This window comes from Thermogutta hypogea (genome assembly GCF_055386265.1).
Genome location: NZ_AP042425.1, coordinates 3,193,390 through 3,217,282 on the forward strand (window position 1 = coordinate 3,193,390; position 23,893 = coordinate 3,217,282).

Annotated in this window: 21 protein-coding genes and 1 tRNA gene; 12 read left to right on the forward strand and 10 right to left on the reverse strand. The window is 58.7% G+C overall.

The window, feature by feature from the left end:
- Nucleotides 1–153: 153 nt before the first annotated feature.
- Nucleotides 154–1,563 (reverse strand): NADPH-dependent glutamate synthase, encoded by a 1,410-nt coding sequence (gene gltA / locus ACZ5B4_RS11475; RefSeq protein ID WP_464911370.1) that lies wholly within the window; start codon nucleotides 1,561–1,563, stop codon nucleotides 154–156.
- Nucleotides 1,556–2,410: a sulfide/dihydroorotate dehydrogenase-like FAD/NAD-binding protein gene (locus ACZ5B4_RS11480; protein ID WP_464911371.1), complete on the reverse strand. Its 855-nt coding sequence runs from the start codon at nucleotides 2,408–2,410 to the stop codon at nucleotides 1,556–1,558. The genes gltA and ACZ5B4_RS11480 overlap by 8 nt, the downstream gene beginning before the upstream one ends.
- A 736-nt stretch (nucleotides 2,411–3,146) precedes the next feature.
- On the opposite strand from ACZ5B4_RS11480, the gene ACZ5B4_RS11485 reads away from it, so the two are divergent.
- The 5 genes from ACZ5B4_RS11485 to ACZ5B4_RS11505 all read left to right on the forward strand — a co-directional run bounded on the left by ACZ5B4_RS11485 (nucleotide 3,147) and on the right by ACZ5B4_RS11505 (nucleotide 7,818).
- A tRNA-Ser gene (locus ACZ5B4_RS11485) sits at nucleotides 3,147–3,234 on the forward strand.
- Nucleotides 3,235–3,752: 518 nt separating this feature from the next.
- Complete coding sequence (locus tag ACZ5B4_RS11490; RefSeq protein ID WP_464911372.1) at nucleotides 3,753–4,475, forward strand: hypothetical protein; 723 nt, start codon at nucleotides 3,753–3,755, stop codon at nucleotides 4,473–4,475.
- A 42-nt stretch (nucleotides 4,476–4,517) separates the two neighbouring features.
- Nucleotides 4,518–5,267 (forward strand): hypothetical protein, encoded by a 750-nt coding sequence (locus tag ACZ5B4_RS11495; protein WP_464911373.1) that lies wholly within the window; start codon nucleotides 4,518–4,520, stop codon nucleotides 5,265–5,267.
- A gap of 82 nt (nucleotides 5,268–5,349) precedes the next feature.
- Nucleotides 5,350–6,414: a hypothetical protein gene (locus ACZ5B4_RS11500; protein WP_464911374.1), complete on the forward strand. Its 1,065-nt coding sequence runs from the start codon at nucleotides 5,350–5,352 to the stop codon at nucleotides 6,412–6,414.
- A complete protein-coding gene (locus ACZ5B4_RS11505) occupies nucleotides 6,415–7,818 on the forward strand; it encodes a hypothetical protein (RefSeq protein WP_464911375.1) in 1,404 nt (467 codons plus the stop codon).
- 339 nt (nucleotides 7,819–8,157) lie between these two features.
- Here the strand turns inward: ACZ5B4_RS11505 and csx15 are convergent, their stop codons facing one another.
- The 5 genes from csx15 to ACZ5B4_RS11530 form a co-directional block, all read right to left on the reverse strand.
- Nucleotides 8,158–8,550 carry a CRISPR-associated protein Csx15 gene (csx15, locus tag ACZ5B4_RS11510; RefSeq protein WP_464911376.1) on the reverse strand — a complete coding sequence of 131 codons (393 nt, stop codon included), beginning with the start codon at nucleotides 8,548–8,550 and terminating at the stop codon, nucleotides 8,158–8,160.
- A 27-nt stretch (nucleotides 8,551–8,577) separates the two neighbouring features.
- On the reverse strand, nucleotides 8,578–9,816 hold the full coding sequence (csx2, locus tag ACZ5B4_RS11515) for a TIGR02221 family CRISPR-associated protein (protein WP_464911377.1): 1,239 nt from the start codon (nucleotides 9,814–9,816) through the stop codon (nucleotides 8,578–8,580).
- Between the two features lie 682 nt (nucleotides 9,817–10,498).
- A complete protein-coding gene (locus tag ACZ5B4_RS11520; protein ID WP_464911378.1) occupies nucleotides 10,499–10,663 on the reverse strand; it encodes a hypothetical protein in 165 nt (54 codons plus the stop codon).
- A 526-nt stretch (nucleotides 10,664–11,189) separates the two neighbouring features.
- A complete protein-coding gene (locus ACZ5B4_RS11525) occupies nucleotides 11,190–11,708 on the reverse strand; it encodes a hypothetical protein (RefSeq protein ID WP_464911379.1) in 519 nt (172 codons plus the stop codon).
- 125 nt (nucleotides 11,709–11,833) lie between these two features.
- The gene (locus ACZ5B4_RS11530; RefSeq protein ID WP_464911380.1) at nucleotides 11,834–12,478 is read right to left on the reverse strand and encodes a hypothetical protein; all 645 of its coding nucleotides are present in this window, start codon (nucleotides 12,476–12,478) and stop codon (nucleotides 11,834–11,836) included.
- 51 nt (nucleotides 12,479–12,529) lie between these two features.
- On the opposite strand from ACZ5B4_RS11530, the gene ACZ5B4_RS11535 reads away from it, so the two are divergent.
- The 7 genes from ACZ5B4_RS11535 (at nucleotide 12,530) to ACZ5B4_RS11565 (ending at nucleotide 18,653) form a co-directional block, all read left to right on the forward strand.
- The gene (locus ACZ5B4_RS11535; protein ID WP_464911381.1) at nucleotides 12,530–12,721 is read left to right on the forward strand and encodes a hypothetical protein; all 192 of its coding nucleotides are present in this window, start codon (nucleotides 12,530–12,532) and stop codon (nucleotides 12,719–12,721) included.
- Complete coding sequence (locus tag ACZ5B4_RS11540) at nucleotides 12,718–14,550, forward strand: type I restriction-modification system subunit M (protein ID WP_464911382.1); 1,833 nt, start codon at nucleotides 12,718–12,720, stop codon at nucleotides 14,548–14,550. The genes ACZ5B4_RS11535 and ACZ5B4_RS11540 overlap by 4 nt, the downstream gene beginning before the upstream one ends.
- Before the next feature lie 13 nt (nucleotides 14,551–14,563).
- Nucleotides 14,564–15,082, forward strand: a complete 519-nt coding sequence (locus tag ACZ5B4_RS11545; RefSeq protein WP_464911383.1) for a hypothetical protein — start codon at nucleotides 14,564–14,566, stop codon at nucleotides 15,080–15,082.
- Entirely contained in the window at nucleotides 15,082–15,204 is a 123-nt protein-coding gene (locus ACZ5B4_RS11550; protein ID WP_464911384.1) for a hypothetical protein, read from the forward strand. Before ACZ5B4_RS11545 ends, ACZ5B4_RS11550 begins: the two co-directional genes overlap by 1 nt.
- 127 nt (nucleotides 15,205–15,331) lie before the next feature.
- Complete coding sequence (locus ACZ5B4_RS11555) at nucleotides 15,332–16,381, forward strand: helix-turn-helix transcriptional regulator (protein ID WP_464911385.1); 1,050 nt, start codon at nucleotides 15,332–15,334, stop codon at nucleotides 16,379–16,381.
- A 263-nt stretch (nucleotides 16,382–16,644) separates the two neighbouring features.
- Complete coding sequence (locus tag ACZ5B4_RS11560; RefSeq protein ID WP_464911386.1) at nucleotides 16,645–17,361, forward strand: hypothetical protein; 717 nt, start codon at nucleotides 16,645–16,647, stop codon at nucleotides 17,359–17,361.
- Entirely contained in the window at nucleotides 17,358–18,653 is a 1,296-nt protein-coding gene (locus ACZ5B4_RS11565) for an MBL fold metallo-hydrolase (RefSeq protein WP_464911387.1), read from the forward strand. The genes ACZ5B4_RS11560 and ACZ5B4_RS11565 overlap by 4 nt, the downstream gene beginning before the upstream one ends.
- A gap of 348 nt (nucleotides 18,654–19,001) precedes the next feature.
- Here ACZ5B4_RS11565 and ACZ5B4_RS11570 read toward each other — a convergent pair whose 3' ends face one another.
- The 3 genes from ACZ5B4_RS11570 to ACZ5B4_RS11580 are packed head-to-tail and all read right to left on the reverse strand — an operon-like array spanning nucleotide 19,002 to nucleotide 23,876.
- On the reverse strand, nucleotides 19,002–21,083 hold the full coding sequence (locus tag ACZ5B4_RS11570) for a DEAD/DEAH box helicase (protein WP_464911388.1): 2,082 nt from the start codon (nucleotides 21,081–21,083) through the stop codon (nucleotides 19,002–19,004).
- Between the two features lie 26 nt (nucleotides 21,084–21,109).
- Nucleotides 21,110–22,567, reverse strand: coding sequence for a BREX system ATP-binding domain-containing protein (locus tag ACZ5B4_RS11575; RefSeq protein WP_464911389.1), 1,458 nt, complete (start codon nucleotides 22,565–22,567; stop codon nucleotides 21,110–21,112).
- 4 nt (nucleotides 22,568–22,571) lie between these two features.
- The gene (locus tag ACZ5B4_RS11580) at nucleotides 22,572–23,876 is read right to left on the reverse strand and encodes a BREX system ATP-binding domain-containing protein (RefSeq protein ID WP_464911390.1); all 1,305 of its coding nucleotides are present in this window, start codon (nucleotides 23,874–23,876) and stop codon (nucleotides 22,572–22,574) included.
- Between the last annotated feature and the right edge of the window lie 17 nt (nucleotides 23,877–23,893).

The window sequence follows — 23,893 nt, forward strand, 5'->3', positions numbered from 1 at the left end:
TTCGGCACCGTCTGGTCGGACAAGAAAAGAAGCAGTCAGGCCGCGCTCGGGTTCCGCCCTCCTCATTGCGTGGATCGCATTCCGCATCGCCGAGCCGGAATATCTTCGCCTAATCTAGTCCGACCGCGGCGGTCTTTCGTCGGGGCGGCGCGTTCATTCGCGCGTAAGCTCGATGTGAATATCTTGCGCGGCGATGCGGCCTGCTCCCATGGCCTGGATGACGGTTGCGGCGCCCGTGACGATATCGCCGCCGGCCCAAACGCGGGGCTTCGTCGTGCGGCCGTATTCGTCCGTCTGAATATAGCCCCGGCGATTCAAGGTCAGCCCCGGCACGTTTTGCGCGAGGACCGGATTGGAGCCGGAGCCGATGGCCACGATCACCAGGTCGGTTGCGATCCGGAATTCGGAACCGGGAACCGGCACGGGACTGCGCCGCCCCGAGGCGTCCGGCTCTCCCAACTCCATGCGAAGGCACGTCATCCCGCGGACCATGCCCCGGTCGTCGCCCAGAAATCGCACCGGATTGGTCAGCAACTGGAACCGCACGCCTTCCTCTTCGGCATGGTGGATTTCCTCGGCCCGGGCGGGAAGTTCGGCCCGCGATCGGCGATACACGATCCGCACTTCCTCGGCCCCCAAGCGGAGAGCCGTTCGCGCCGCATCCACGGCGACGTTTCCTCCCCCGATCACGCACACCCGCTTGCCCCGCACCACCGGCGTATCGAATTCGGGAAAGCGGTAAGCCTTCATCAAATTGGTGCGAGTCAGATACTCGTTGGCCGAATAGACGCCGCCCAAATCCTCTCCCTCGATTCCCAAAAACATCGGCAAGCCGGCTCCCACGCCGATGAACACGGCATCAAAGCCTTCCTCCTCCAGCAGCTCATCGACCGTCAGCGTCTTGCCGACGATTTGATTCAGCTCGATGCGGACGCCGAGCGCGGCCAAGTACTCGACTTCCTTTTCCACGATGCTTTTGGGCAGGCGGAACTCGGGAATGCCGTACATCAGGACTCCGCCCGGCCGATGGAAGGCCTCGAAGACGGTGACCTCGTAACCCAACAGGATGAGGTCGCCGGCCACGGTCAAACCCGCCGGACCGGCCCCGATGACCGCCACCTTCTTGCCGTTGGGCGGAGCCTTGTGCGGAACTTGGATGAGCCCATGCTCGCGCTCATAATCGGCCGCGAATCGCTCGCAGCGGCCGATGGCGACCGGCTCGAAACGCTTGCCCAGAACGCAATACTTTTCGCATTGCGATTCCTGAGGGCAGACGCGCCCGCACACCGCCGGCAAGGCGTTCCGCCGTTTGATGCGGCGCGCCGCCTCGGCGAATCGGCCCTCGGCCACCAACTTGAGAAACGCGGGAATCTCGACGTTGACCGGACACCCCTGCATGCAGGAAGGTCGCTTGCACTGGATACAGCGTGCGGCCTCCGCCCGCGCCTGCTCTTCCGTGTAGCCCAGCGGCACCTCCTGAAAATTGCGGATACGGATCGCGGGATCTTGTTCCGGCATCGGGACTCGTTGACGCCGTTCCGTGTTCGTGGTTGCGTCACCCATGGGCTGCCTGCGTCCTTTCCTGCTGCGCGACGTACCGCTCCAGCGAGCATTTTTCTTCGTGCTGATACACCCGGTGACGAGAGAGGAACAAGTCCCAATCGACGGCCAGCGCATCGAACTCCGGGCCGTCCACGCAAGTGAACTTGGTCTCGCCGCCGACCCTCACCCGACACCCACCGCACATGCCCGTGCCGTCGATCATGATGGTGTTCAAGCTGGCGACCGTCTTGACGCCGAAGGGTCGGCACGTCTCCGCGCAGAATTTCATCATCACCGCCGGACCGATGGCATAAACACAGCCGATCCGGTCGCCGCCGTTTTCCAGCAAGCGGCGGAGCGGCTCGGTCACCACGGCCTTTTCTCCGCTGGTACCGTCGTCCGTTGTGACCAAGTATTCGTGACTCACGGCGGCCAAGCGGTCCTGCCAGAACAAGAGATTCGCGGACCGCGCACCGTGAATGACCACCACGTGGTTGCCCGCCTCGCGAAGCGCCCGGGCGATGGGATAAATCGGAGCCGCCCCCACCCCTCCCGCCACCAACACGACCGTTCCGAAATTCCTGATTTCGCTCGGCTGACCGAGCGGGCCGATCATGGCTTCCAGGCAATCGCCGGGATTCAAGTCCACGAGCTTACGAGTGGACGTCCCCACCGCCATCACGACCATGGTGATCGTACCGGCTTGGCGATCGAAGTCGGCTATCGTCAGCGGTATCCGCTCGCCTGCGGGATCGGCCATCACGATGACGAAATGGCCCGGCTGAGCCTTCCGTGCCAACCTCGGGTTTCGCACCACCAATTCAAAGATGTTGGGGGCCGCCTGCTCCTTTTTCAGGATCGGTATCATGGCATTCCGTCCGCCTCAGCGAAAACCAAGGTACACAGAGATCCCCGGCCAACCGACCATACAACGGTCATACGCGGATTGGAGAATCAATGAATCGAGCACAACCCCGAAATCTTACCCATTTCCTTTAAATCCCCACAAGGCCTTTGGGGCGGAATTCTCTGTTTTTAATACCCCGCGATCTGTCGACCGAATCCGGCAGCGGCCCTTTTCGGGATAACACGCCTCCGAATGGCGATCACTCTACCAGTCAGAATTGTCCGAAGTCATGATTTCCCAAGCCGCGATGTGGTGCGATCTCACCGCGTCCGAACATAGCAGTCCCTCGACAAACCGAGGACTGCCATCGCGGAAAATTGGGAAAGCCCCTGCCGTTCGCTCCACCGCAGAGATAAGCAAACCGCGAACCGATCAACATGGACGATCAACGCGAGGGAATGTGCCGGTAGGTCGTCGGAAGGATTCGCCTGGCTGGACGGGACGAGTCGAACCGGGCGGGACGGCAGGCCATGCCATTGCGAATCGCACAAGCCGATGAGTGGAGGCGTCGAGCTTGCAAGCCCCGTCGGCCGAGTCCGCCATCCTCCGCGGCGGAGCCAGGAATCCCGGCGGAGCCAATCCTGCCGAATATCGAGCCATGCCGACGTGTGCCGATACCCTCCCTTGCCCCGGCATTGCCGGGACGCCTTTCGCTTGCTAGAGTATACGAAGGGCATTTGCGGGCATTTGCCCATCGGGAGAGGTGGCCGAGTGGTCTAAGGCGCGGGTTTGCTAAATCCGTAGGGGTGTTCCACCCCTCGCAGGTTCGAATCCTGTCCTCTCCGCTGCCTTTCAATCGGTACGTTCAGTACTAGTCTGAACTAGTCTGATTCTTGCAATCCGCGGTTCCCCAATTGTGGTCGTTCTGCCGACCGCTCGCGGGGCTTGGCACGAATGGTGCGGAGCTTCGCGCTAGACCGGTACCTTTGAAGGTAAGGTGTGAGGGTAACCGGTGCCTTTTGAGAGAAAAGGTTAGTCCGGCTTTCGTCCGGCGCACCGGCCGCGCCGTCTCCTTTTCGCGCTTGGGCATGCTTCTTGTCCCGACCGTTCTGCCCACGGGGTCCGCACGATTCTAGTCGACCGACCTGTTTCAAAGGGTGGGCTTGCTGTATCGCGGCATTCGCCGGGATAACGTTCCGTGGAGTGGGATCCTTGGCCGCGGCGCACGGAGTCTGGAGAGAAGTGCCATCCTTCCAGAGGTTGATGAGGAGGTTCCATTACCGGATTGCGGGGGCGAGGCCGGTTGACCACAATAGTGGGAGAGAATCCCCCCTGCGGACGTCCAGTCGAAAGGAACCTCGAGATGGGTGACAGGGTTAACCCCATGACCGAAGAGGAGGTCAACCGTTTGGCAAGCCTCGCCAAGAACGGCAATGCCGATGAGCGCAACGAGGCCTGGCGGCGTCTGGAAGTCGAGATCCGGATTCTGGCCGGTTATGCCGCCAAGAAACTAGGCATCCGTTCCAAATACACCGGCCATCTCCGTGACGAGGCCCCGAGTATCCTATTTGAACGACTCGTTCGATACGAAGAGGCAAAACCCTTTCGCCGCTGGGCGTTCTTCGTACTGCGGAACTGGATGATTGATGAATATCGGAGGCAGCGGCGCAAACGGTCGCATGAAACGCTCGACGAGTTCATTGAACAGGCCCCTCAAACGGTCCGCGGCACGAAACACCGTCCCTATGAGGACCTTCCGGACCTCGGCCGACCATTCTCGGAAGCAGATTTAACTCAATTGGAAGAGGACCATACCGCGTCGGCTCGCGTGATCGGGCTAACCGTTTTGAACGTTTGGAAGAACGTGCCGTCCGTGCGGTGGAAAGAGTGGCTCCGGCAAGCCGCGCTACCGGACGATTTTCCTCCCATCGAGATGGAGCAGTACAATGAGCCCGGCGAACGTCTGGAACGGTTGGCCGAACTGCTCGACGTCAGCGAGCAATCGCTGCGGATGCGGTTGTCGCGATTCAATAAGAAGTTCCGAAGCCTGGGCTGGCTGGCCAAGAGGGCCGATGAAAGGGCGTGATTTCGAAAGAAACACCGCGTAACTATTCCCAAGAGGGTTTCCATGGGCAATCTACAGCATTGGCCGGACCTACCGGATCCCCGGCCCGAAAACCCGGATCGAACGCTGGAGGTGGTTTTTGCCGACGGGGCGTGGGACCACTGCATGAAGCACTGGATGAGCCGCGAGGAGCCGTGGCAAGAGGAGTTCGGCCCCGACGTCGTGACACAACTGCGTGCGACCCAAGGCCGGGGTCCCGTGGCGCCGGCGATCATCAGCCAGGTTCTCCACGTCCTTCGGGAGCAAACGGCCGAGTCGCTCCGTCGACCATTGGTCCTCCTCCTGCGTCAGCGCGGCGAGGCACGCAAGGGGCTGCAATGGTTGCTGGTCCTGCCGAGCGGGGCGTTGGCGGTGCTGCGGGGCAGCAATTCGCGGGCAAAATGGGTTACTTGTTATTTCTTTCGCGCCGCCGCCGTAGAGAAAAGAAGAAGGCTGCGGTGGCAAATCACGGTTCGGCAATTGGTCCGAATGTACGTCCCGATCCAAGGGAGTCCGCCGCAGTGCCTGCTACCCGATACCAACCAGGAAATCGCTGTCGTCAAGAAGGAATCTTTCGTGCAAGGAATCCGGAGCCTGCGGTTTATCACCCCCGTTAATTGGGGTTTTTGCGAAGAACTGAATGGCGCCCCATGGCGTGGGCGGCTGTCGTCGTGGCCGGCTGCGGAACCGTCGGCAGACACTTCCTCGCCCCCCAAACGCCGCCTCAAGAAGGCTCGGTTTCGCTGGGATGAGGAATACGAACAGCAGAACTAGAGAGACCGGCACGACATCGACGACCACGACGCCTGAAACCTCCAGTTGCGATACAAGGAATTCCTTTCGGGGATAACCTGCCATGCCAAGCCGTAACCGAGAAGACGTACTAGGGTATCTTCAAGAGCTGCATGAGGCGCTCGCTGATCCCGAGTTAGAGAAGTTTGATTCCGTGCCGGATGAAGCGGCGGAGGACGCCGCGGCCCGGCTCGCCGTCGCCTTGGGCTATTGTACTGTGTTCGGCATAGACCCCGGCGAGGATGCCGGCGTCCTGCCGACACGCGAGGCCATCGGTGCTGCGGAATCGCTCACACGATCGGCCCGCCGACTTGCATCGGATCTGGAATTATTTCCGTCACGGTGGGATGCGACTCCTCTCGGGATTGAAGCCGATACGCTCTGTGCTGACATTCTCGGACGCCGGATGGAGCTTTGGGTCGCGCCGATCGCCTTAACCGACGCCGCCTTGGAGGCCATGTGTAGCGATGACCCTCAAGCCGGGCTGCTCAACGATCGCATGGAGGCGTTGGAGCGTGCGATCGACGATGTCGACGACAAGATGCGCCAAGAAGAACCACTATCCATCCTTTCCACGCTCGTGGGTACGGAGCTCATTCACAACTGGCGGCAGCTTCTGGTCGAGCCGTACGCGTCCATGCCGCCCTACTGGTTGGACGGGACCCTGGAGGAGATCGATCGGGCCTACCAACAATCCTTGCAGCAGGAGTTCGCGCGGTTCGCGCGGCCGACCATCTCGGCGGAACGAGCGAGTCGGGCGGCTCTCGTCATACGCGACCTCCGGCCCATCGCCTTGGCTGCCGACGCCGCGGCCCCGTCGGCCCCTGTCATTCTGCTTCGGTGGCGATCGCCCGATGGCCGTTTTACGGCCCAGCTCCCGTATGCCCGAGCACCGGTCGTCGGTCAAAAGGTCCAATTGACCATTCGCCGCGCGGAAAGCTCCGAGATTGCCGATGAACTGGCCGGCGCCGCCGTGGACTGTGCGGGAAACACCGGCCGACTGGGCCCCGACGCACGTATGGAGATTTCCTTGGACGCCCTACGCGCCGCCGCGAAAGCGGCAGACGAATTGCCGCTCCGCGTCAACGATGTGCCGTGGGAAGAATTGCCACCGATCGGAGGCGAATGAATGTGCCGCAACGGGGCATGGACGGCGTCTCTGACTCGCCTTATCAGTCGCTCGCCGGAAGAACTTTCACCCGTGGAGGCTTTCGAACTGGCGGTTCGCCTCGGCCGATCCGCGCCCTGGATACTCAGGCGCGAGGTCCTGGAAAAGGCGTTGGAAGAGGGAATCCGCTCCGGCCTCACAAGCGATCAAATGAGGGCCTGGCAACGGCCTCCCCTTCCCACCGGTCTCGGCGCGTGTTGGGCGGCGGCCGTTCGCAAAACCGATCAGTACGCCGCACTCCGCCCCGCCGTGGTCTTGCCTTTGCGATGGAGAAAGGGCGGACCGCCCGCGAACGCCGAACTTCCCGAGAACCTTCGGGAAATTGCCGACAAGGTGGTGGAAGCTCTGCTTATCTCCGACGAGATCTCGCCGAAAGACGGATGGCAGCTTCATCCGGCCGAAGACAGCCTGTTCGACGGCGCCCCGGCCGAGCTTCTGGAAGGCGACTACCGTTCCGCCTGGGTACCTCTGGCGGGAGGCCTCTTGTTGGCCGCCGGCGAGGTTAGGCCCCGCCCCGATGTTTGGGCGACCGGCGCTTGGTCCGCCGCCGCCGGCATCGTCCCCGTGGAGGGCATCGAGCCCAAATTGAGACTGGCCGCCGAATTCGGTGCCGCCCACTTCTTCCTGCCGCAGGAACAAACCGCTGAGGCCGAGCGCGTCGTCCCATCCCTCCCGGTCCCAGTTAACATCGAATCTCTCGCCGAAGCCAGGCCGAAGCCCCGGCTCGCGATGCGAAGGTATCTCTCGGTGCTTGGAGTTCGAGCGGGCCGTCACGACCCGAAGGAGGACCGCGCCAAGAGCTACTTGCGAATCGACGATCCCGACGAAAGACGACGTTACTACCTCGACTGTTTGGCGGAAGACATCGCCGAATTCCTCCGCAATGAGACCCAACCCGAGCGGTTGACCTGCAAACACCTTGTCACGATCGCCAGCGACAGTCCGGAACTGGCGTACCTCACGCATCTCATCTTTCAACCTCACTCGTCCCTCATCCTGTTTACTCGCGGCGCGAATAACGGGAGATTCGAAGAATTCGCTCGCAAGGCCCAGGAGCTGCTGCGGGAGAAAGGCTTTAACACCACGCGGGCGGAGATTAAAGACGGCGACTTGTGCGGCCTCATGCGACAGTTTCGCGAATGCTTGGAGAGCATGGCGCTGCGGCCGGAGGACGGTGACTCGCTGGTAATCGACGTGACTCCCGGTACCAAACTGATGAGTCTTGCTTGGGCGTACGTGGCGCCGGCGAATGCCCGGATCGTCTATCTTCAGCACACCCTCGACCCCAACCTCCGCAAGCCCAAACCCTTTTCGGAAAGCCTTTCGATTTATTCCGTGAAGGAGCTACGGGGCACGAACCCTTGATCGGATTTCAAGACGTCGCATGACGCGGGGCGCCGGTCTCGACAAGCCGTATCGACTATTTTGCACCGCCGTTTGCGCCCGATTGCGCGACCTCGGCACGCTTTCTCCGCGTCATGCCCGGCCTTCACTCCGGGAGTAACGCGCGACGACTTCGCGACGACTATGCTATACTCGTGTGCCGGGCCGTCGCACCGCAAAACTCGACCGCACCAAGCGCCAATCACCGCGGGCGAGGACGCATTAACGGCTTGGTTTCGATATTTCGAAACACTCTCGAGAAGGAAAACTCTTGCTGACGCGTCCGTCCCCGGTGCCGTCGCTCCATCATGAGTAAAGGGCTTACGGGGCGGAGGTTCTGCGAGCCCGAGCGGCATCTCGGACTGCTTGCAGGTTCAAAAGCTCCGCGACTTCAAACTGCGGCGGGACGGAGTTCGCGATTGGACGCAGCCGCAAAATCGTCGGAAAAAAACCGCAACGGCCGTGAATCTCGGCCAGCAAGGCCGCCGTGATCGGGGCCAAACTAGGAGGATTGATGAGTAAGGGGGCGGTTTGCCATTGTTCGGGCGTCAGCGGGACGTGAGCCAGAAGTTCATGGATTTGCTCCTCGAACGGCCGGGCATGGTCGAAGTGCGTCGGCACCGCGATCACGCGTTCGACGTCACGGCCCGAGATTTCCCGAATCCGGGCCAGATGGGCATCGGTCAGCGGATGGCCGAAGTTGAGCAGAATCATGGCGCATCATCCCGTTGCGGCCGACGGCTACTTACAAATACCCAGCAATCCCGGCAGCCGATCGAAGAGATCAAAGGCATTGTCGATGAGGCCTTCGAAAGACACGGGATCCCCTAAGATTTGTTGCACACGACTCCTTTCGGAGCGGCTTCCATGGGCGCACGCGTTCCGCGTATGCTGGAGGTCCTTCAGCAAGTCCTTGTCCTCACCGACAAGCCGCTTGAACAACTCATCGCCGGCCCGCTCTCGCGTTTCGAACGCAAGGGGATCGAGAGCGGGAAAGAGAAGCTGCCCTGCCCGAATCAGCAGCGCTTCATAAGCCAAGACCACGGACCGTAAATAGTCGCCGCGATCGATCGCTGTGCGTGCGGATTGGCAAACCCGCTCGGCGAAAGAACCCTGCTCGGCCCATCGCAGGCGATCGGAGAGCAGCGCGGCGAGTTCCGCGCGGACGACGTCCGCCCCGGCGACCGCCTGCTTGCGCAGTCGTTGCACTGCCGCACGGGCAGCGGCGAGTTGATTCGTATTTTCCAGAAACCACGCCGACGCGGCATCAAGTCCCAAACATCGCGCCATCGGTTCGTAGTTGCCGGTACTATCAAGAACCGCCGCCGCCTCCGTGGCCTCGACGAGTTCCTGGCAGATGGGCAATTCGAGGACCGGTGTCACATCACCTTGCCGCGCCTCGAACACGCCGGAGAAGAATGACACGTGCTCAATGCGGTGCGTCCAACGCATCAGGGAAATGACAAAACCGGCAATGATCGGTTGATGGCGGAATCCGTGGGTGACGTCGAAAACGACCTTGTTGCCGGGCTCGATGTTCTCGAACAAAGCTCGGACGATTTGCTGTTGCGACTGCACGTCCAATGCGTCTCCGGTACGGTACAATCGCAGCTCAAGCGGGGCCGCCCGCGCATTGAGCGTTCTTTGCCAGTCCAAAAGCGCGTTTTCGTCCACGTCTCGGGCCGCAACACGGTCGTCGATGTTGCAATACTCCTCGAGCACGTCGCCGGGATCGGGCAAGATTTGATTCAATTCCGACCAAAGCGATGCGGACGTCCCCAGCACGATCCAGCGATCGATGTTTGTGCCCGTTTGTCGAAGAAAACGGATTAAGGCCGTCCCAAACAGGGATGTTTGATGGAGGAATTCCTTCCCTTCAGCCGAAACAAAACGGTACGTCGTGGTCCGGTATCCCGAACGCGGGTCGTTCGGCGTCACCTTTTGGCCCGTACCCAAGAAACTTACAACGGTGGTAGGCATCTCAATGTTTCCTATCTTCGGCCCTGTCTCGAGCACGATTGGATTCAGCACCTGAAGGAACCCGTCCGGAAGCGCGGGGTCGGACACCGCGTCGCAGCCGGCCGTAGCCGCTTTGCGCCACAGCGAGCGAACGGCATGTGCCGTGCTCGCCGCCCGGACGATTACCCGATTCCCCGAACCACTATCCCGTTGCTCCCAGCGGAACGCCATTATACCAATTGGCAATGGGCGGGGCAGGGGATCCCGACGTCTCGTTGGATAGCATGCTGCCGAATCCTCACTTCAAGCGACTCTCGAAACATACCCTCAAGATATTCCAGCCGATTCCTAGCATGACTATGACTCGCATCCGCTTTGCAGTAATAAAAGGAGCGGTGAGCATTAGTCACATGACACACATCGCTAAAGGCCGGCCATACTGCGAACACCATGACCACGCGGGGTTCTGCTGTGCTTTTAAAAGATCCGGGCCAATACATGGCCGCTTGGCTTATTCTAAGTGACGAACGTCACCCACACAATGCAACACGAATAACTCACACTTGCCGAGCAATCCAATAAGGAACGGGACGTCGTTGACATCCATCAGACTCCCCTGCAAGACAGTACGTAGCGCTGTCGGCCGACGTAACAGAAGTTTTTGGTTCCGTGTGAGAACCAATAACTTCGTATTTGCTTACTTCTACCCGACGACCAGCGCGGGAATCCATTGGGGTGCATCGCGCGACTTGGAGACTGCCGGGCCGGTTCGACACTTTTGGCGCTTGTTGGGGGGAGCGGCGCGTCCCGCGATATCGCGGCCGCGAATCAACCCGCGGTCGCGAGTCACACTATAGTCGACGCACATCCCGCCATCCCTCTATGCGAGGAGTACCAAACGAGCACGGCCCGCCAGGTTGTCCTGCCGGGCCTTGGTTGAATCGAGACGGATTGCGTTGCGAAACGCGACTAAGTGGAGACAGCCACGAGGACGCCAAAGAAGTCTCAGAATTCCGTGGGCGGTCCAAAGTACCGAGCCTTCCTCGAAACGCCTTCGATCCGATGATCCTAAAGATCGACGCGCACTGTTGTTGTCACCTCCCGGTCAATCCACGTTCGCCCGGCCGCGTGAGCGACGAATTCTCTGCGGCATGCTGCACTACTCGTGTGCGCAGATCGTCGAATTGGCGCATCTCCGGTTCGTCTGCACGGACAATGACTCCCTCTTCGCTTTGCCTTCGAGGTAGTAGCGGCTACGACACCCTGTCCATGTGCGTGTAGAGGCATTCGCGGCGAAGGTCGGTGGATGCGTTCACGCACGTTGCCCGGTGCATGGACCAACGTCAGGTTCCCCACCTGGTCATCGGTCCATTTGGAGCGAGCGGCGAATACGATCAGTCGTCTCTCTGGGCTTCGTCTTTTTCGACTGGCAACTCGTCCAACTTGCCAAGCATCTTCTCGAGCAATGCTTTCATCTGCGGATTTTCCGCGTTGTCTTTGATCTCTTTGCGGAGTTGGTTACGGAGCAACTCTCGCGCGTCGGTGTTGCCGCGTGCGCCGGCCCGGCCCTGGGCTTGGCCGAGGTGGCTTTCGTACAGCCGATAGGCTTCTGGGTTTTTCTGCTTCAGTTCCCTCGCATTGGCCGCCTTCACCTCCGCCTTCTTCTGCCTCCCATCGGCGGTTTCGTTCGTCGTGACGGTGATGCCGGAACTGTCTTCCGTAATCGAAATGTGCCTACCGTTCTCGTTAAGCGAGATGCTGCGGCTGGCATAGCCATGGGAACTACTGCGTGCCTCGCTGCTCACGCTGCCCTGCTGGCTGGACCAGGAGTCGGCTGCCATCCCGGTTGCTGATATGGCCACGGCGGTCGACAGGCACAATCCAAGCCTGAGTTTGGTCCAGTCGCTCTGCATGATTCCACTCCTTGCTCGAAAGGAATTAACCGGTTGAACGAGAATGCGGTAAGGCCGTGATCGGCAAGCCGGAGTCGGCGCCGCCCAAGACGAAGTTGCCGCTGAGCGGAAATCGTCACAGAAAATCAGTTATCTTCGTCCAGTTTACGAAGCATCTTCTCCATCAGTTCTCGCATCTGCGGATTGCCCGCGTTGTCTTTCAGTTGCTTTCGAAGTTGCTCGCCAAGCGCTTCGGACGCACGATTCTGGCCTTGGCCAGGTGCATCCGCAGATCCGCCCACGTGCTGCAGATACAGGCGATAGGCCGCGGGATCCTTCTGCTCCAGTTCCTGCGCGTTGACGGCCTGGACTACGGTCTTCTCTTGCTTCCCGCGGACCGCTTCCAGGGTCGTGACCGTGACGCCCGAATCATCCTCCGTGATGGAGATCCATTTGCCGTTTTCGCTGACGGAGACACCGTAACGACCCGCGCCGCTCGAACTGCTGTGGGTACCGGCAACGACGCTGCCACCCATCGACGTGCTCACCGTGCGATCACTCACCGACACTGGCATCAATGCCGGCGAACTCGAATCGTACGACTTCGACGGTCGGGATGTGGAGAAATACCGCGTGAAATCGGGCGACGTACTGTTGTCAGCAAGGAGCACAGCCTGAGCACGGCGGTTGTCCCTCCGGAACTTGATGGAACTATCATCAATGCCACGGTGATTGGAATCCGGTGCTTGCCAAAACTGGAACCTCGGCTCCTTATCGCGTGGTTCACTCATCCTGAGGGCCTTGCCCAGCCGGCTTCCATCTCGCAGTCGGCTACCCTGCAAATGAACGCCACCGTCAGCGGCCTCAGCGAACTCGTCATCCCTGTGCCACCGGCGGAAACACAGCGAAGGATGGTCGCCCTCCTGGAAGCCGCCGAAGAAGCCTACATGAACGCAATCCAAGCGGCCGAGGACCGCAGACGAATCGCGCGGCAACTCGTGGTCCGGCAACTCCTGGAATCAAGGACAACATGATGGCTCAAAAAAACAACAGCAAGAACCGCATCGTCACTCGCGAGGAACTGGACCGGATGCTCTGGGGAGCAGCCGACATACTCCGGGGAACCACCGACGCCGCCGACTTCAAAAACCACATCCTCAGCCTGTTGTTCCTGAAACGGCTCAGCGACGTTTTCGAGGAACGCCGCGAAGAGATCATTCAGTTCTATCTCGACAAGAAGAAGACCCAACAGCAGGCGGAAGCCGCGGCGGATGACCCGGACGAATACGGCGAGGGGAATTACTACTTCCCTAAAGCCGCCCGCTGGCCTGAACTGCTGAAAGTCCCCGAGAACCGGGCCGAGGCCATCGACAAGGCGATGGAAGCCGTCGAAGAACAGAACGAACGATACTTCGAGGGGATTCTCACGACCGTCCGCTTCAACGACGAACGTCGGTTCGGAGGTGATCCAAAGTCACTCGACGCCTTTATGCAGAGGCTTTTGATCCACTTCAGCAACGTCCCGTTGGGCAACCGGAACCTGATTGACCCCGACATCCTGGGTGAAAGTTACGAGTACCTCATCGACCGGTTCGCGGAAGGAGCCGGCAAGAAAGGCGGTGAGTTCCGCACACCGCCGACCGTGGTTCGCACGATCGTCGAACTCATCAAGCCCCAGGAAAAAATGCGGATTCACGATCCCACCTGCGGCTCCCGAGGCATGCTCATCGGCTGCGGTCGCTACGTGGACGATCACGGCGGCAACCCCCGCAACATCACGCTCACCGGCCAGGAGAAAAACTACAGCACCTGGGCCATCGGCAAGCTCAACATGCTGCTGCACAATATCCCGGACGGGGACATTCGCAACGGCGACACGATCACCAACCCGCGCTTCGTGGAAGGGGGCACGCTTCAAGTGTTCGACCGGATTATCGCCAATCCGCCCTTCAGCCTGAAAGAGTGGCACGGCATCGAAGCCGATCCGGCCACGGGTAAAGTCGATTCCAAGCAAGTCAAAGCCCGGTACGAGAACGATCCCTACCGCCGATTCCGCCGGGGAGTTCCGCCCACAACCAAAGGAGACACGGCGTTCCTGCAGCATATGGTGGAAGTTTGCAACGATCACGGCATGGTGGGAGTGGTCATGCCGCACGGCGTCCTGTTCCGGGGTGGAGCCGAAGGCAAGGTCCGCCAGGCCCTGCTGGAGGAAGACCTCGTCGAGGCGGTCATCGGACTGCCGGAGAAACTGTTCTACGGCACCGGTATCCCCGCCTCCATCCTCATCTTGAACAAAGCCAAGCCAGACGAAAGGAAGGGCAAGATCCTGTTCATCGACGCCTCACCGGAAGGCTTCTATCACGAAGGGAAGAACCGGAACTCTCTGCGACTGCAGGACATCCTCCGGATCGTAGCCGTGTATGACGCCTGGGCGGACGCCGATCGGGTTCCCACCTGCATCGAGGAACTGGCTTCGCTCTGGTCGAAGGCCGTGGAGATGCACCGAACCCGGCAACTCAAACGGGCACCCAGCGACGACATTCGAGATGAAGTGAACCGGAAGTTCGACGCTGAAGCCGAAGAGATCGAACAAGCCCGGCAAGCCGTCTGCGAGTGGTTCACCGCCGAACATCCCGGCGGCCGAACATCCTTGGAGAAGTTTGCCGCAGTCGTGCCGTTGGAAGAGATTGCAAAGGAAAACGATTTCAATCTGAACATCAGCCGGTATGTGGATCCGACCGATCCGCCGCCGCAACTGGACGTGAGGGAGGAACTGAAGAAGCTCCGCGAGCTCGAAGAGAAGCGGGACGCGGCCGAACAGAAGATGAACCAGCTTCTGGAGGAACTCGGCTATGGCGTCTAATGGAACATTACCAATGGGTTGGCATCCTCGTCGTCTCGATGAAGTCGCAGACATCCGGTTCAGCAGTGTGGACAAGAAGTCCGTCCCCGGGCAGCGTCCTGTGAAGCTGTGCAACTATATGGACGTGTGGAAGAACCCATACATCCATGCCGGCTTGGACTTTATGGAAAGTACCGCATCGGACAGCGACTTCCGAAACTTCTCATTGCAGGTCGGCGATGTTCTCATAACGAAGGACTCCGAGACCAAATACGACCGTCCGGCGGAAGTCGAGTACACCGTGCCGGTGAAAACGAAGACGCCGAAGGTCCAACGACTGGATGCGTTTCGCACCGAGGAAGACCTGGGACGGCTGGGAGACATCATCGAGACCGTCGACCGGGCCGTGCAAGACTATGTCTTCTATCCCGTCGAGTCGCCGCTGAACTGTTCGACGTGTCCGTTCCTCCGACCGTGCCTGGAGTGGGGACGACCGCAACGGGAGCGAGAAAAACCGCCGATTCTGGAAGGCTCGATCATCGGAGCGGTGTAATGCTCACCGAACTCCACGGAAAAGCCGGCACGTTCTGTGAACCGGCCAAGCAGGGAAAGCTCCGCTGTCCGCTGCTGGTGAGAAGCACGTCGGAAGACGTCATCACCGGCCAATTGGTGTAGGCTTTGCGAGCCATCAAGCGCCGGCGGTGGCTGCCGGACCTGCTCAACGATGGACTGGGGGCGGAACGATTCCGCCGACAGGTCTTCCGATGACCTCCGGCAGCCGTTTTTTTGAGTGACTGTAAACATGGCGAGGAAGTCCAAACAGGTACTGAGCAAGAAATCGGATGCCGAGCGAAGGCTCAGGCAGGCGGACCGGCTTGCCCGCATCCTGCGTGTGCTGCAGCTCCTGCAGAGCCGGGGACGGTGGAACGCCGAGTCGATCGCCGAAGAACTCGAAGTATCGACGCGGACAGTACAGCGTTACATGGATGTCTTGGAACTGGCTGGCGTTCCCTGGTGGAACGATAAAAAGCACAAATGTTATCGCCTTCGTCCCGACTACACCTTTCCAGTTATCAATCTCATCGACGATGAAGTTATCGGCCTGGCGACGGCCACCGCCGCAACCCAGGCACCGGGGCTGGACATCAACGCGGGCGCAAGGCCGACGAGTCACAAGCTGGCGGCTTCACGCGACGAAATCGAATCGCTGTTGATCGAGGCCACGCGGTTCACCGAAGTGCTCGACCTGAAATTGGCCGACCACTCGAAACACCGGGAGGTCATTCGGACGATTCAGTGGGCACTGCTGAAACGCCGGCAGGTCACCGGAAACTACGTCAGTCCCTACGAACCAAAGCCGGTCAAACTCACGCTGCATCCATACCGAATCTGCCTCATCAAGTCCGCGTGGTATCTCATCGGCAAACCGCTCGATGGCGACCAGCCCCAAACGTACCGGGCAGCCCGGTTCAAATCGCTGCGGATGCTCAACGTGCCGGCCCAGATTCCAGGCGACTTCGACCTGAAGGATTACTTCGGGGATGCCTGGGCAGTCTTCCGGGGCGAGCAGACCTACGAGGTCGAGTTGTTGTTTACGGCCGATGCCGCCCAAGTCGTCACCGAGACCCAATGGCATCACACGCAGAAGGTGAAACGCCACAAGGACGGAACTGCCACGCTCACATTTCGCGTGGACGGGCTGAACGAGATCGTGCGCTGGGTACTCGGTTGGGCAGGGCGCGTCCAGGTGATTCAACCGCCGGAACTGCGGGAACTCGCCATCGACCAGCACCGTCACGCCATCGAAATCAACCTAAAAGGATCACAACGTCGATCAGGCCGCTTCACCTGAGAAAGTCTAAACGAAAGGTGAAGAAGAATGATGGCCGCTTGGAATGACAACAACGCGGATGATCTTGCCAGGCTGAACGAACAGCCGACGTAGGGATCGCGGGATTTCAACATCTGGGAAGAGATGGCACGGGGCTAACTATATCGTGGCGGACAGGATGTCCACAACTTCCTGACTGGGGCTACACGTAGGGCATTCTGGCGATGTTCGGCGTGACGGCCCTGTTCCTCATCATCGGTCTCTTGGCGGATTGAGAGGCTATCATGGACCGTCGCACATTTCTTCAACTGACTGCCGGGGCCGGAGCCGGTCTGTGGGCAGCCGCTGCGTTTGGAGCAGTCGGTGATAGAAGCGATTCGCTTGAGATCGAACATTTCCAGTCGGACCACGTTGTTCTTGTCAGTCAGATGACGGCACCGAGTCCGGCCGTCATCGAAGCCATTCGACGGCGGGTTGAAGGCGACAAGCGTTCATGGCCATGGGCGACGACCACTTCGTTGGAGTTGCCGAACGGAAGGTTGACACTCCTGATCAAGATCATGCGACACATCACCGGCCATTATCGCCAATCGGACGTGTTTGCCGACTGGACGCTGCGTCCGGTTCGTCGAGAGGAATTGGCTGGTACGGGCAGTCACGGAGTTGGACTCGGGCACGAATTTCAAGGGCAAGACGAATTTTCAACGCGGGAACGGGACATTGACTGGTGGGCTTTTCTGATCCCGGAGGGAATCGAATTCGACGCCATCGATGGAGAGCCAATTCACCTCATTGTGATCCCGGTGTTCGGAAAGCGGGGAATGACGCGGACGATCGAAAGCTGGGCTGCTGCAATCAGGCTCGCCAAATACGTGAATCCGCAAAGACTCGCTCGAAAGAATCCCGCCGATGCAACGGATCAGCTCAATCGAGCACTCTTACGAAGCCTGCACGAGATCAGGAATCCGGATTCATCGAATAGAAACGGCAGACACAGATGATGCGGCTCACTGTTCATCGTGGCACTCACGAAATTGGAGGCTCCTGCATCGAGCTCGCCACGGATTCCACGCGGATTATCCTGGATGCTGGGTTGCCACTGGTTGATGCCGCAAGAGAACCGTTCGACCAGCGATCCATTCGAGGTAAGCCCACCGAGGAACTGATCGCCGACGGAACCGCTCCCAAAGTTCCCGGCCTGTTCACGGACGGCCAAAAGGTCGATGCCATTATCTTGTCGCACAGCCACCTAGATCATTCCGGACTGTTGCACTTGACGCAGCCGGATATTCCCATCTACGCCAGTTCCGGAATGAGCAAGATGATGCTGGCGGGAGCCGTGTTCGGCCAGCAAAAGGAACTGGCCCGAGAGCGATTTCGAGAAGTCCGCAGCCGACAGCCGTTCGAGGTCGGAGACTTTCGGATCACGCCCTACGTAGTGGATCATTCCAGCTTTGGCAGCCTGGCGTTTCTGGTCGAAGCCGATGGCAAGAGAATCCTTTACTCCGGAGACATCCGCCGACACGGAAGAAAACCGGGGATGATGAGAGACTTGATTCGCGATGTTGGGACCCAGCAGAAAGACGTGCTATTGATGGAAGGGACGCACTTTGGTGGGAATCGCACAAAGGGAAAGACCGAATACGAACTCGAAGAGGAGATCGTGGAGCTTGTCAGTTCGGCTCCCGCACTCGTACTGGCGTGCTTCTCACCATTAGATGTTGACCGGCTTGTCACTTATTACCGTTCGGCTCGGCGAACGGGGCGAGTCTTCGTCACCGATGCCTATGCCGCCTTTGTAATGCACCTGGTGTCGGGAGAAGCCGCCATTCCGACGCCAAACCGAAACGCGGGCGTCCGGGTGTACTTCAACCGCCACTTCGTGAACCGGGGCATCACATCTCTCCAGGATTGCTTCGCAGACAACCAGATCACGCTGGATGAAATCCGGGCAGAGCCGGAAAAGCAGCTGATGGTCTTTCGACCGTCAATGCTGGAACTGGACTTCAACGGTGAACTCCCCAGCCAGTCACGGTGTCTCTACTCGTATTGGAAAGGCTATCTGGAACGAGCCGACTGGAGAACACTGCAGCAGCACCTGGCAACTGTCAATGGAGATTTCATTCCTGCCCACGCCAGCGGACACATCTACATCGACGACATTATCGAGTTCGTCAACGCCATCGGACCGAAAACGGTCGTCCCGATCCACACGTTCGAGCCGGATCAGTTCCATCAGCACTTCCCGAACGTGCGCGTGCTGAACGACGGCGAGATTCTCGAAATCAGATGAGGAAAGGTGACGAGCATGACAACCGAGTCGATGAAAAGTCTGGCGGGCCATGGCACCGACATGGTCGGGAGCAAGCCGGTAACGGCGAAGTCGTCAATCACCCTGACACGCGAGCAAGTCGATCAGATCAGTGCTTGCATCCGGGCAGTTCAACGGGCGGTTGAAGAAGTGGTGCAGACTTGGAGGCAAGTCTCCGAAGCGAGCGAAGTGTTGGAAATGCAGCATCCTTCTCCCGGCGATCGGCCGACTCCAGCACCAATGGAGCCGGCACAGCCTGCGTCCCCCGAACAGCACTCTTCATGGATCCGCCGTCTCTGTACGCAGCCTGCGGCTGACTCCCATTTCGTTCTAAATCAAAGCGAGCAGGTCTATTCCATCAGGTGAACTGACATTTACGACTCGCACGTTGTCGATCTGATTAATCCACTCTCTCAAAAATTCGGCATCGAGCCAGTCTTCACGGGCCTTTGCCTGTTCAGTTGGAGACAACAATTTGAAGTGAGGACCGATGTCAATCAAGCGTTCGAGGTTGATCTTTGCGAGTGGATTGTTCGTCGTAACGTCTGTCACGGCCTGCCGCAGGAGGTCCAGCACGTCATCCACCGATATGCCCTCCACGGTTAGATGAAATGAGCCATCGGCCACGTTGATTCCGTGCCGCCCGATACTCTCGGCAAGAACCTTGTTCAAAAGCCTTCCAAGCCACGTCATGATTACGATGCTCTTGCCGACACGGAGCGTGACCAGCGTGTTTGAATCGATTCCAAATCGTTTCGCCAAAGCCGCCCCGATGTCAAAGGCGTACGGTAATGAGCGTGCATGATACCGGGGAGACTCTTCATGTTCACCGCCGCCTCGAACTCGTCGCTGCGTTCCTGCTCCACCCGGCAACAATTCGTAGGATCGTCCGGCGACTCGCACACCCGAGCCGCCTGACACGGCGGCTACGGAGGCCACAGTTTTGCCGCTATTCACATCAACCAAAGCAATTTCGAGAGGGTTCGATTGGATATTGCCGTAAATTCGATTGCTTTCGATGAAGCCCCACCCCTCCGAGCCAGGTTGGTATATTCCGCCCCGACAATCGAGCAGTCCTTCCTGAACCATGCTCGACACAACCGATTCAATGCACTCCTCACTTATTGGCGGTTTTACAGTAGAAGACAGAACCTTCTTGAATTGAGCCATTACACGACAATTCTTCGGCACCTGTCGCAAGTACGCAAGAACCTGCTGTAGAAGGACCGAACGGCGGAAAGGTGGGGTCGGTGCTGCCGGTACTCCGACTGCCGCCTGACGAATCAATGCATCAAACATCAACTCCCCGGCCCGATCCCTCGCAACGCAAAGCACGCGAGTCAGCCCATTGAGCCTGCGGCAGCCGCGACCGATTCTTTGGAGAAAACTGGAGAGTGACAATGGCGGGTCCATGCAAATGACGAGATCAATGTCGCCGATGTCGATGCCTACTTCGAGCGTCATCGTTGCTACACAGATGGCGTGACTATCCGCCCTGAAGCGGCTTTCCGTATCCTCTCGCTGAGACTTCGACAGGCTACCGTGATGACCATAAACTGACACCGACGAGAACCGGCCGCACTGAAAATAGCCTGCACCCGTATCTACTTGTTTGCGGCTATTCACGAAGACCAGAATCTTGTGAACATCGTCGAAATGCGAAGTTGCGGAAATTGCGGCCTCCGCACGGTCTTTGTCGGTTCCTGCTGCACGGATTATGCGTGCCTCTAGTTCCCGTTGGCCCGGAACAGACACAATCGACGAACCCTCGCCCAGGTACACATCGGCGAGGCGTTGCGGATCGGAAACGGTCGCCGACATGGCAATTCGTTGCAATCCAGCGAACTGCGGACCGCCAACGTGGCGACGATACGCGGATAGTCGGTTCAGTACTGACCTAAGTTGATCCCCACGGGGCGATCCGTCGAGCAGGTGGATTTCGTCGAGAACTATCGCCTGAATCCTGTTAAGGCACTCGCGGCGAAACGTAAGTAGCGATTCGACGGATTCCGGTGTGGTGATGAGAACCTGCTCGGAAACTTGCTCAGGCAGCGCGTGATCCGCCGTCTTGCGACCCAGGCGAATTCTCATTTCATCCAACGGACGAGACAGACGGTGGAAGAGATCATTCACCAATGCTCGCGTTGGTGTGATCACCAAGACGCTCAACGCAGGCCACCGATGCCGGGTGAGTCGTTCACAGATAGGTGCAAGAACCGCCTGCGTTTTGCCTCCCGCTGTGGGGGCCGTTACCAGCACGTTCTTGCCGTGGAGGATAGGAGGCATAGCTTGCAACTGGATCGGACGCAACGAGCCGAAACCGGCGAAGAATGCATTCCACGTATGAGGCATCATACGTTGAAGCGTTCGATGCTGATTCAGCATGTCGTCCAGGTCATCGGGGATATTCATTCAAGAATCCCGTTCAACAACTAGTCCTATGCCCAGTCTCTCCAGTTATCGAATGCGGCGATTGCTGATTGCACACCGGACCTCGTCGTCATGTCTCCTTGCATTCTCCAGGTCCGTATGGCTTCCGATACGATTTCTTTGAGTTCGTCTTTGGTCGGCGGAGACAGGCCATAAGCCTCGGCAACAACTGGCATTATTCGTTCGCAGTACCGCATGAGTCCACTTTCCGTAAGCACTGGCACTTCCCCAACCAGAATCGGCCCGTATTTCGACCAGAGGCATTCGGGGTCATCCTGCCCCCTTGGGGTCATTGCAATCGCTACGCCGACATAACTTTTCCTGGTGGTGGTAAAAGGATAGCCTCCACACCAGTTACTGTGCTTCAGGTCATCGCAATGATCGCATTTGCAGAACCACGGGAAAGCCGATGTATTTCCAGGAATGCCATGGCACGTTCGTCGCCCCTCATCAGCCGTTGCCCCCCAAATCAATCCTCCAACTAGGTTGCCGGCCCGACTTTGTTCGCGCCAATCCAAAGCAAACCACTTCTCCATTTCATCTAACACGATCAGCATTCCTCGATAACCGATGAGTCTTACTAAGCGACCAAGCCCTGATAAAACGAAGCTGCCAAAATCGCCCTGTGTACCGTAGCGGAATGCCGCCCATTGCCTCCCCTTTTTCGGTGGGGGAATTGCATGATGCTCACGCGCCTGTCGAACCGGGAAATTCGGATCGCCCGCAAAGACGCCTAACAAAGATGGCTTAGATAGAATTGCAGGGTCCGACAGAAGCCATGAGATTGGGAAGCAGCCGATGTGCTCTTCTAACCATTGCATGCGCTCGTGTGCTGTCTTTTTGCCCTGACGACTCAAGACGTCGCATACTCTTACCACAAGACTCCGTGCTCCGCCTTCACCGTCTTCTTCAGGCAGCCGAAGAGTACGCATGAAATTCCGATAAATGTGTTGTGGTTTGCTGAGCTGGTTATCAGCGGCGTCAATCTCGGTCCGAACGGTGACAAAGCCGGATTCATGGGCAATCTCTTCGAGCATGCTTAGAGCGAATGTCTTGCCTTGGCCATAGGCACCCTTTATTATCAAGGCCCCGCCCCCATCGTTGTTGATGTCACGAAGGAACCTGCCGATCAATCTCTGGATTTCACTGAAACCGACAGCAAGTCGTCGTGTGCTTCCGTCGAGGGAAGGAAGGCCTATTCGCAGAGATTCGATGACTCGGCGAGCCTTGCGTGCCGCAGCTTTGTCACGAACGACGATACGTCTCGGTGCGCGAGGCGTGCGTTCCTCGCATGATGGTTTCGGCTCGTCGTTAACGACTTCAAACTGCCCTCGGCGTTCGGATGAAATCCGATATTCTATTCCCGTCGATTCGACCCGAACGATCCAATCGGTGGCCTCTACGCGGACCAATTCGCAAGGCCCCCACTGAGGGTGCCGAAGTTTGCCAACAACGCCCGCCGTCATCTGCCTATTCTCCCTCCGCAGCAACCAGTTCGGCTTCTGCAGCCTCTAACTGTTGTTTTGCCCCATTGATGAGCGACTCGGCATCCTCTTCGGTCAACTCTTTCAGTGCATTCTCGCGGAACTGCTGCAAAGCCCTTACCCAACTAGTTACCAAAAGCCGGCGCGTTCCGCTCCCCACCATCGACTTTCTCAATGCCTGCCTTGCGATCAGGCTAAGATTCTTGGAAAGAGTTTCCTCATCTTGCGGGGCGTCTTTATATGCGATGCGAAAGACCTCGGTGATCCTTTTCCCGATCATCTCGAGAAGATCGATCTCCTTAATGCCCTGCAACGCTTCCAAGTTGATTCTTGTGCCCACACCACAGCGTTGCTGCAACGCTGGATAGGCTATGGCGAAGTCCGTGAAGAATTCCGGCATAACCGCGTAAAGAAAGAGAGTGCCGGGCAGTTCTCCACTGTTACAACGATTAATAACGGTAAGGAGATTCTCGCAAGCAACCTTTTGAGCCTTGCTTGACATCAAACTGAGAGAACGTCGTGCTTCGTCGAACAGCAATGCCGTACCTGCGGCGAGATTCGACCGCTGGAGAAGTTGGCAAAGCGAACGCAGGAAACGAAATCCACTGGACTTGTCGAGCTTCTCATATAAGCCGATCTCCTTCACCTCCTTTGCCGCGTGAGGCTCGCCTCGCAGGTACACGGCGGCAAGGCCGGCTTGATCCGGGTCGCCCTTTAATTTCCCCAGGAGGAACTGAACGGCGGCAGTGCGGAATCCGGTGCTTTCCACGGGCGTTGCCGCCAGGCTCGATTCAACCCAGGCAATGGCTTGAGCTTTCAGTTCTTCGTTGGGATTGCCAGACAGCACGCCGTTGAACTTACGGTCAAGAAGTTGTGCAAGCATCACGTCAATGCCGCGCCCGCGATCTACATCGGCTGGCGCACGTGGCTTGGCCTGAATCGAACGAGCCACAGCTCCGTAGACTTTGTCCGGCCGGTCCAAGGGACACTCGTCCTGCGACAGTTCAACAAACGCTGTGACGTAGTTCAATCGCCATGCCTCCTCCTGCATACACCGAAGGAATTGCGTCTTGCCGTTTCCATAATTGGCCTCGATCCACTTGCACGCCCCAGCTCCGTCTTGCCCCTCAAAAGGTGCCAGCAGGTCCTCGAGATAGTCACTGCGAAGACGCTGGATAATCCGGTCCGTGCCGACGTTCAGGTAGGAGGCGCCCAACTTGGGCGGCTGACCGGACTCGGCCAAGCTGTGGATGATGCGTGATGCGGTTCGGCGATCAAGTTCTTCTAGCATGGCAGTTGATCCCTGGT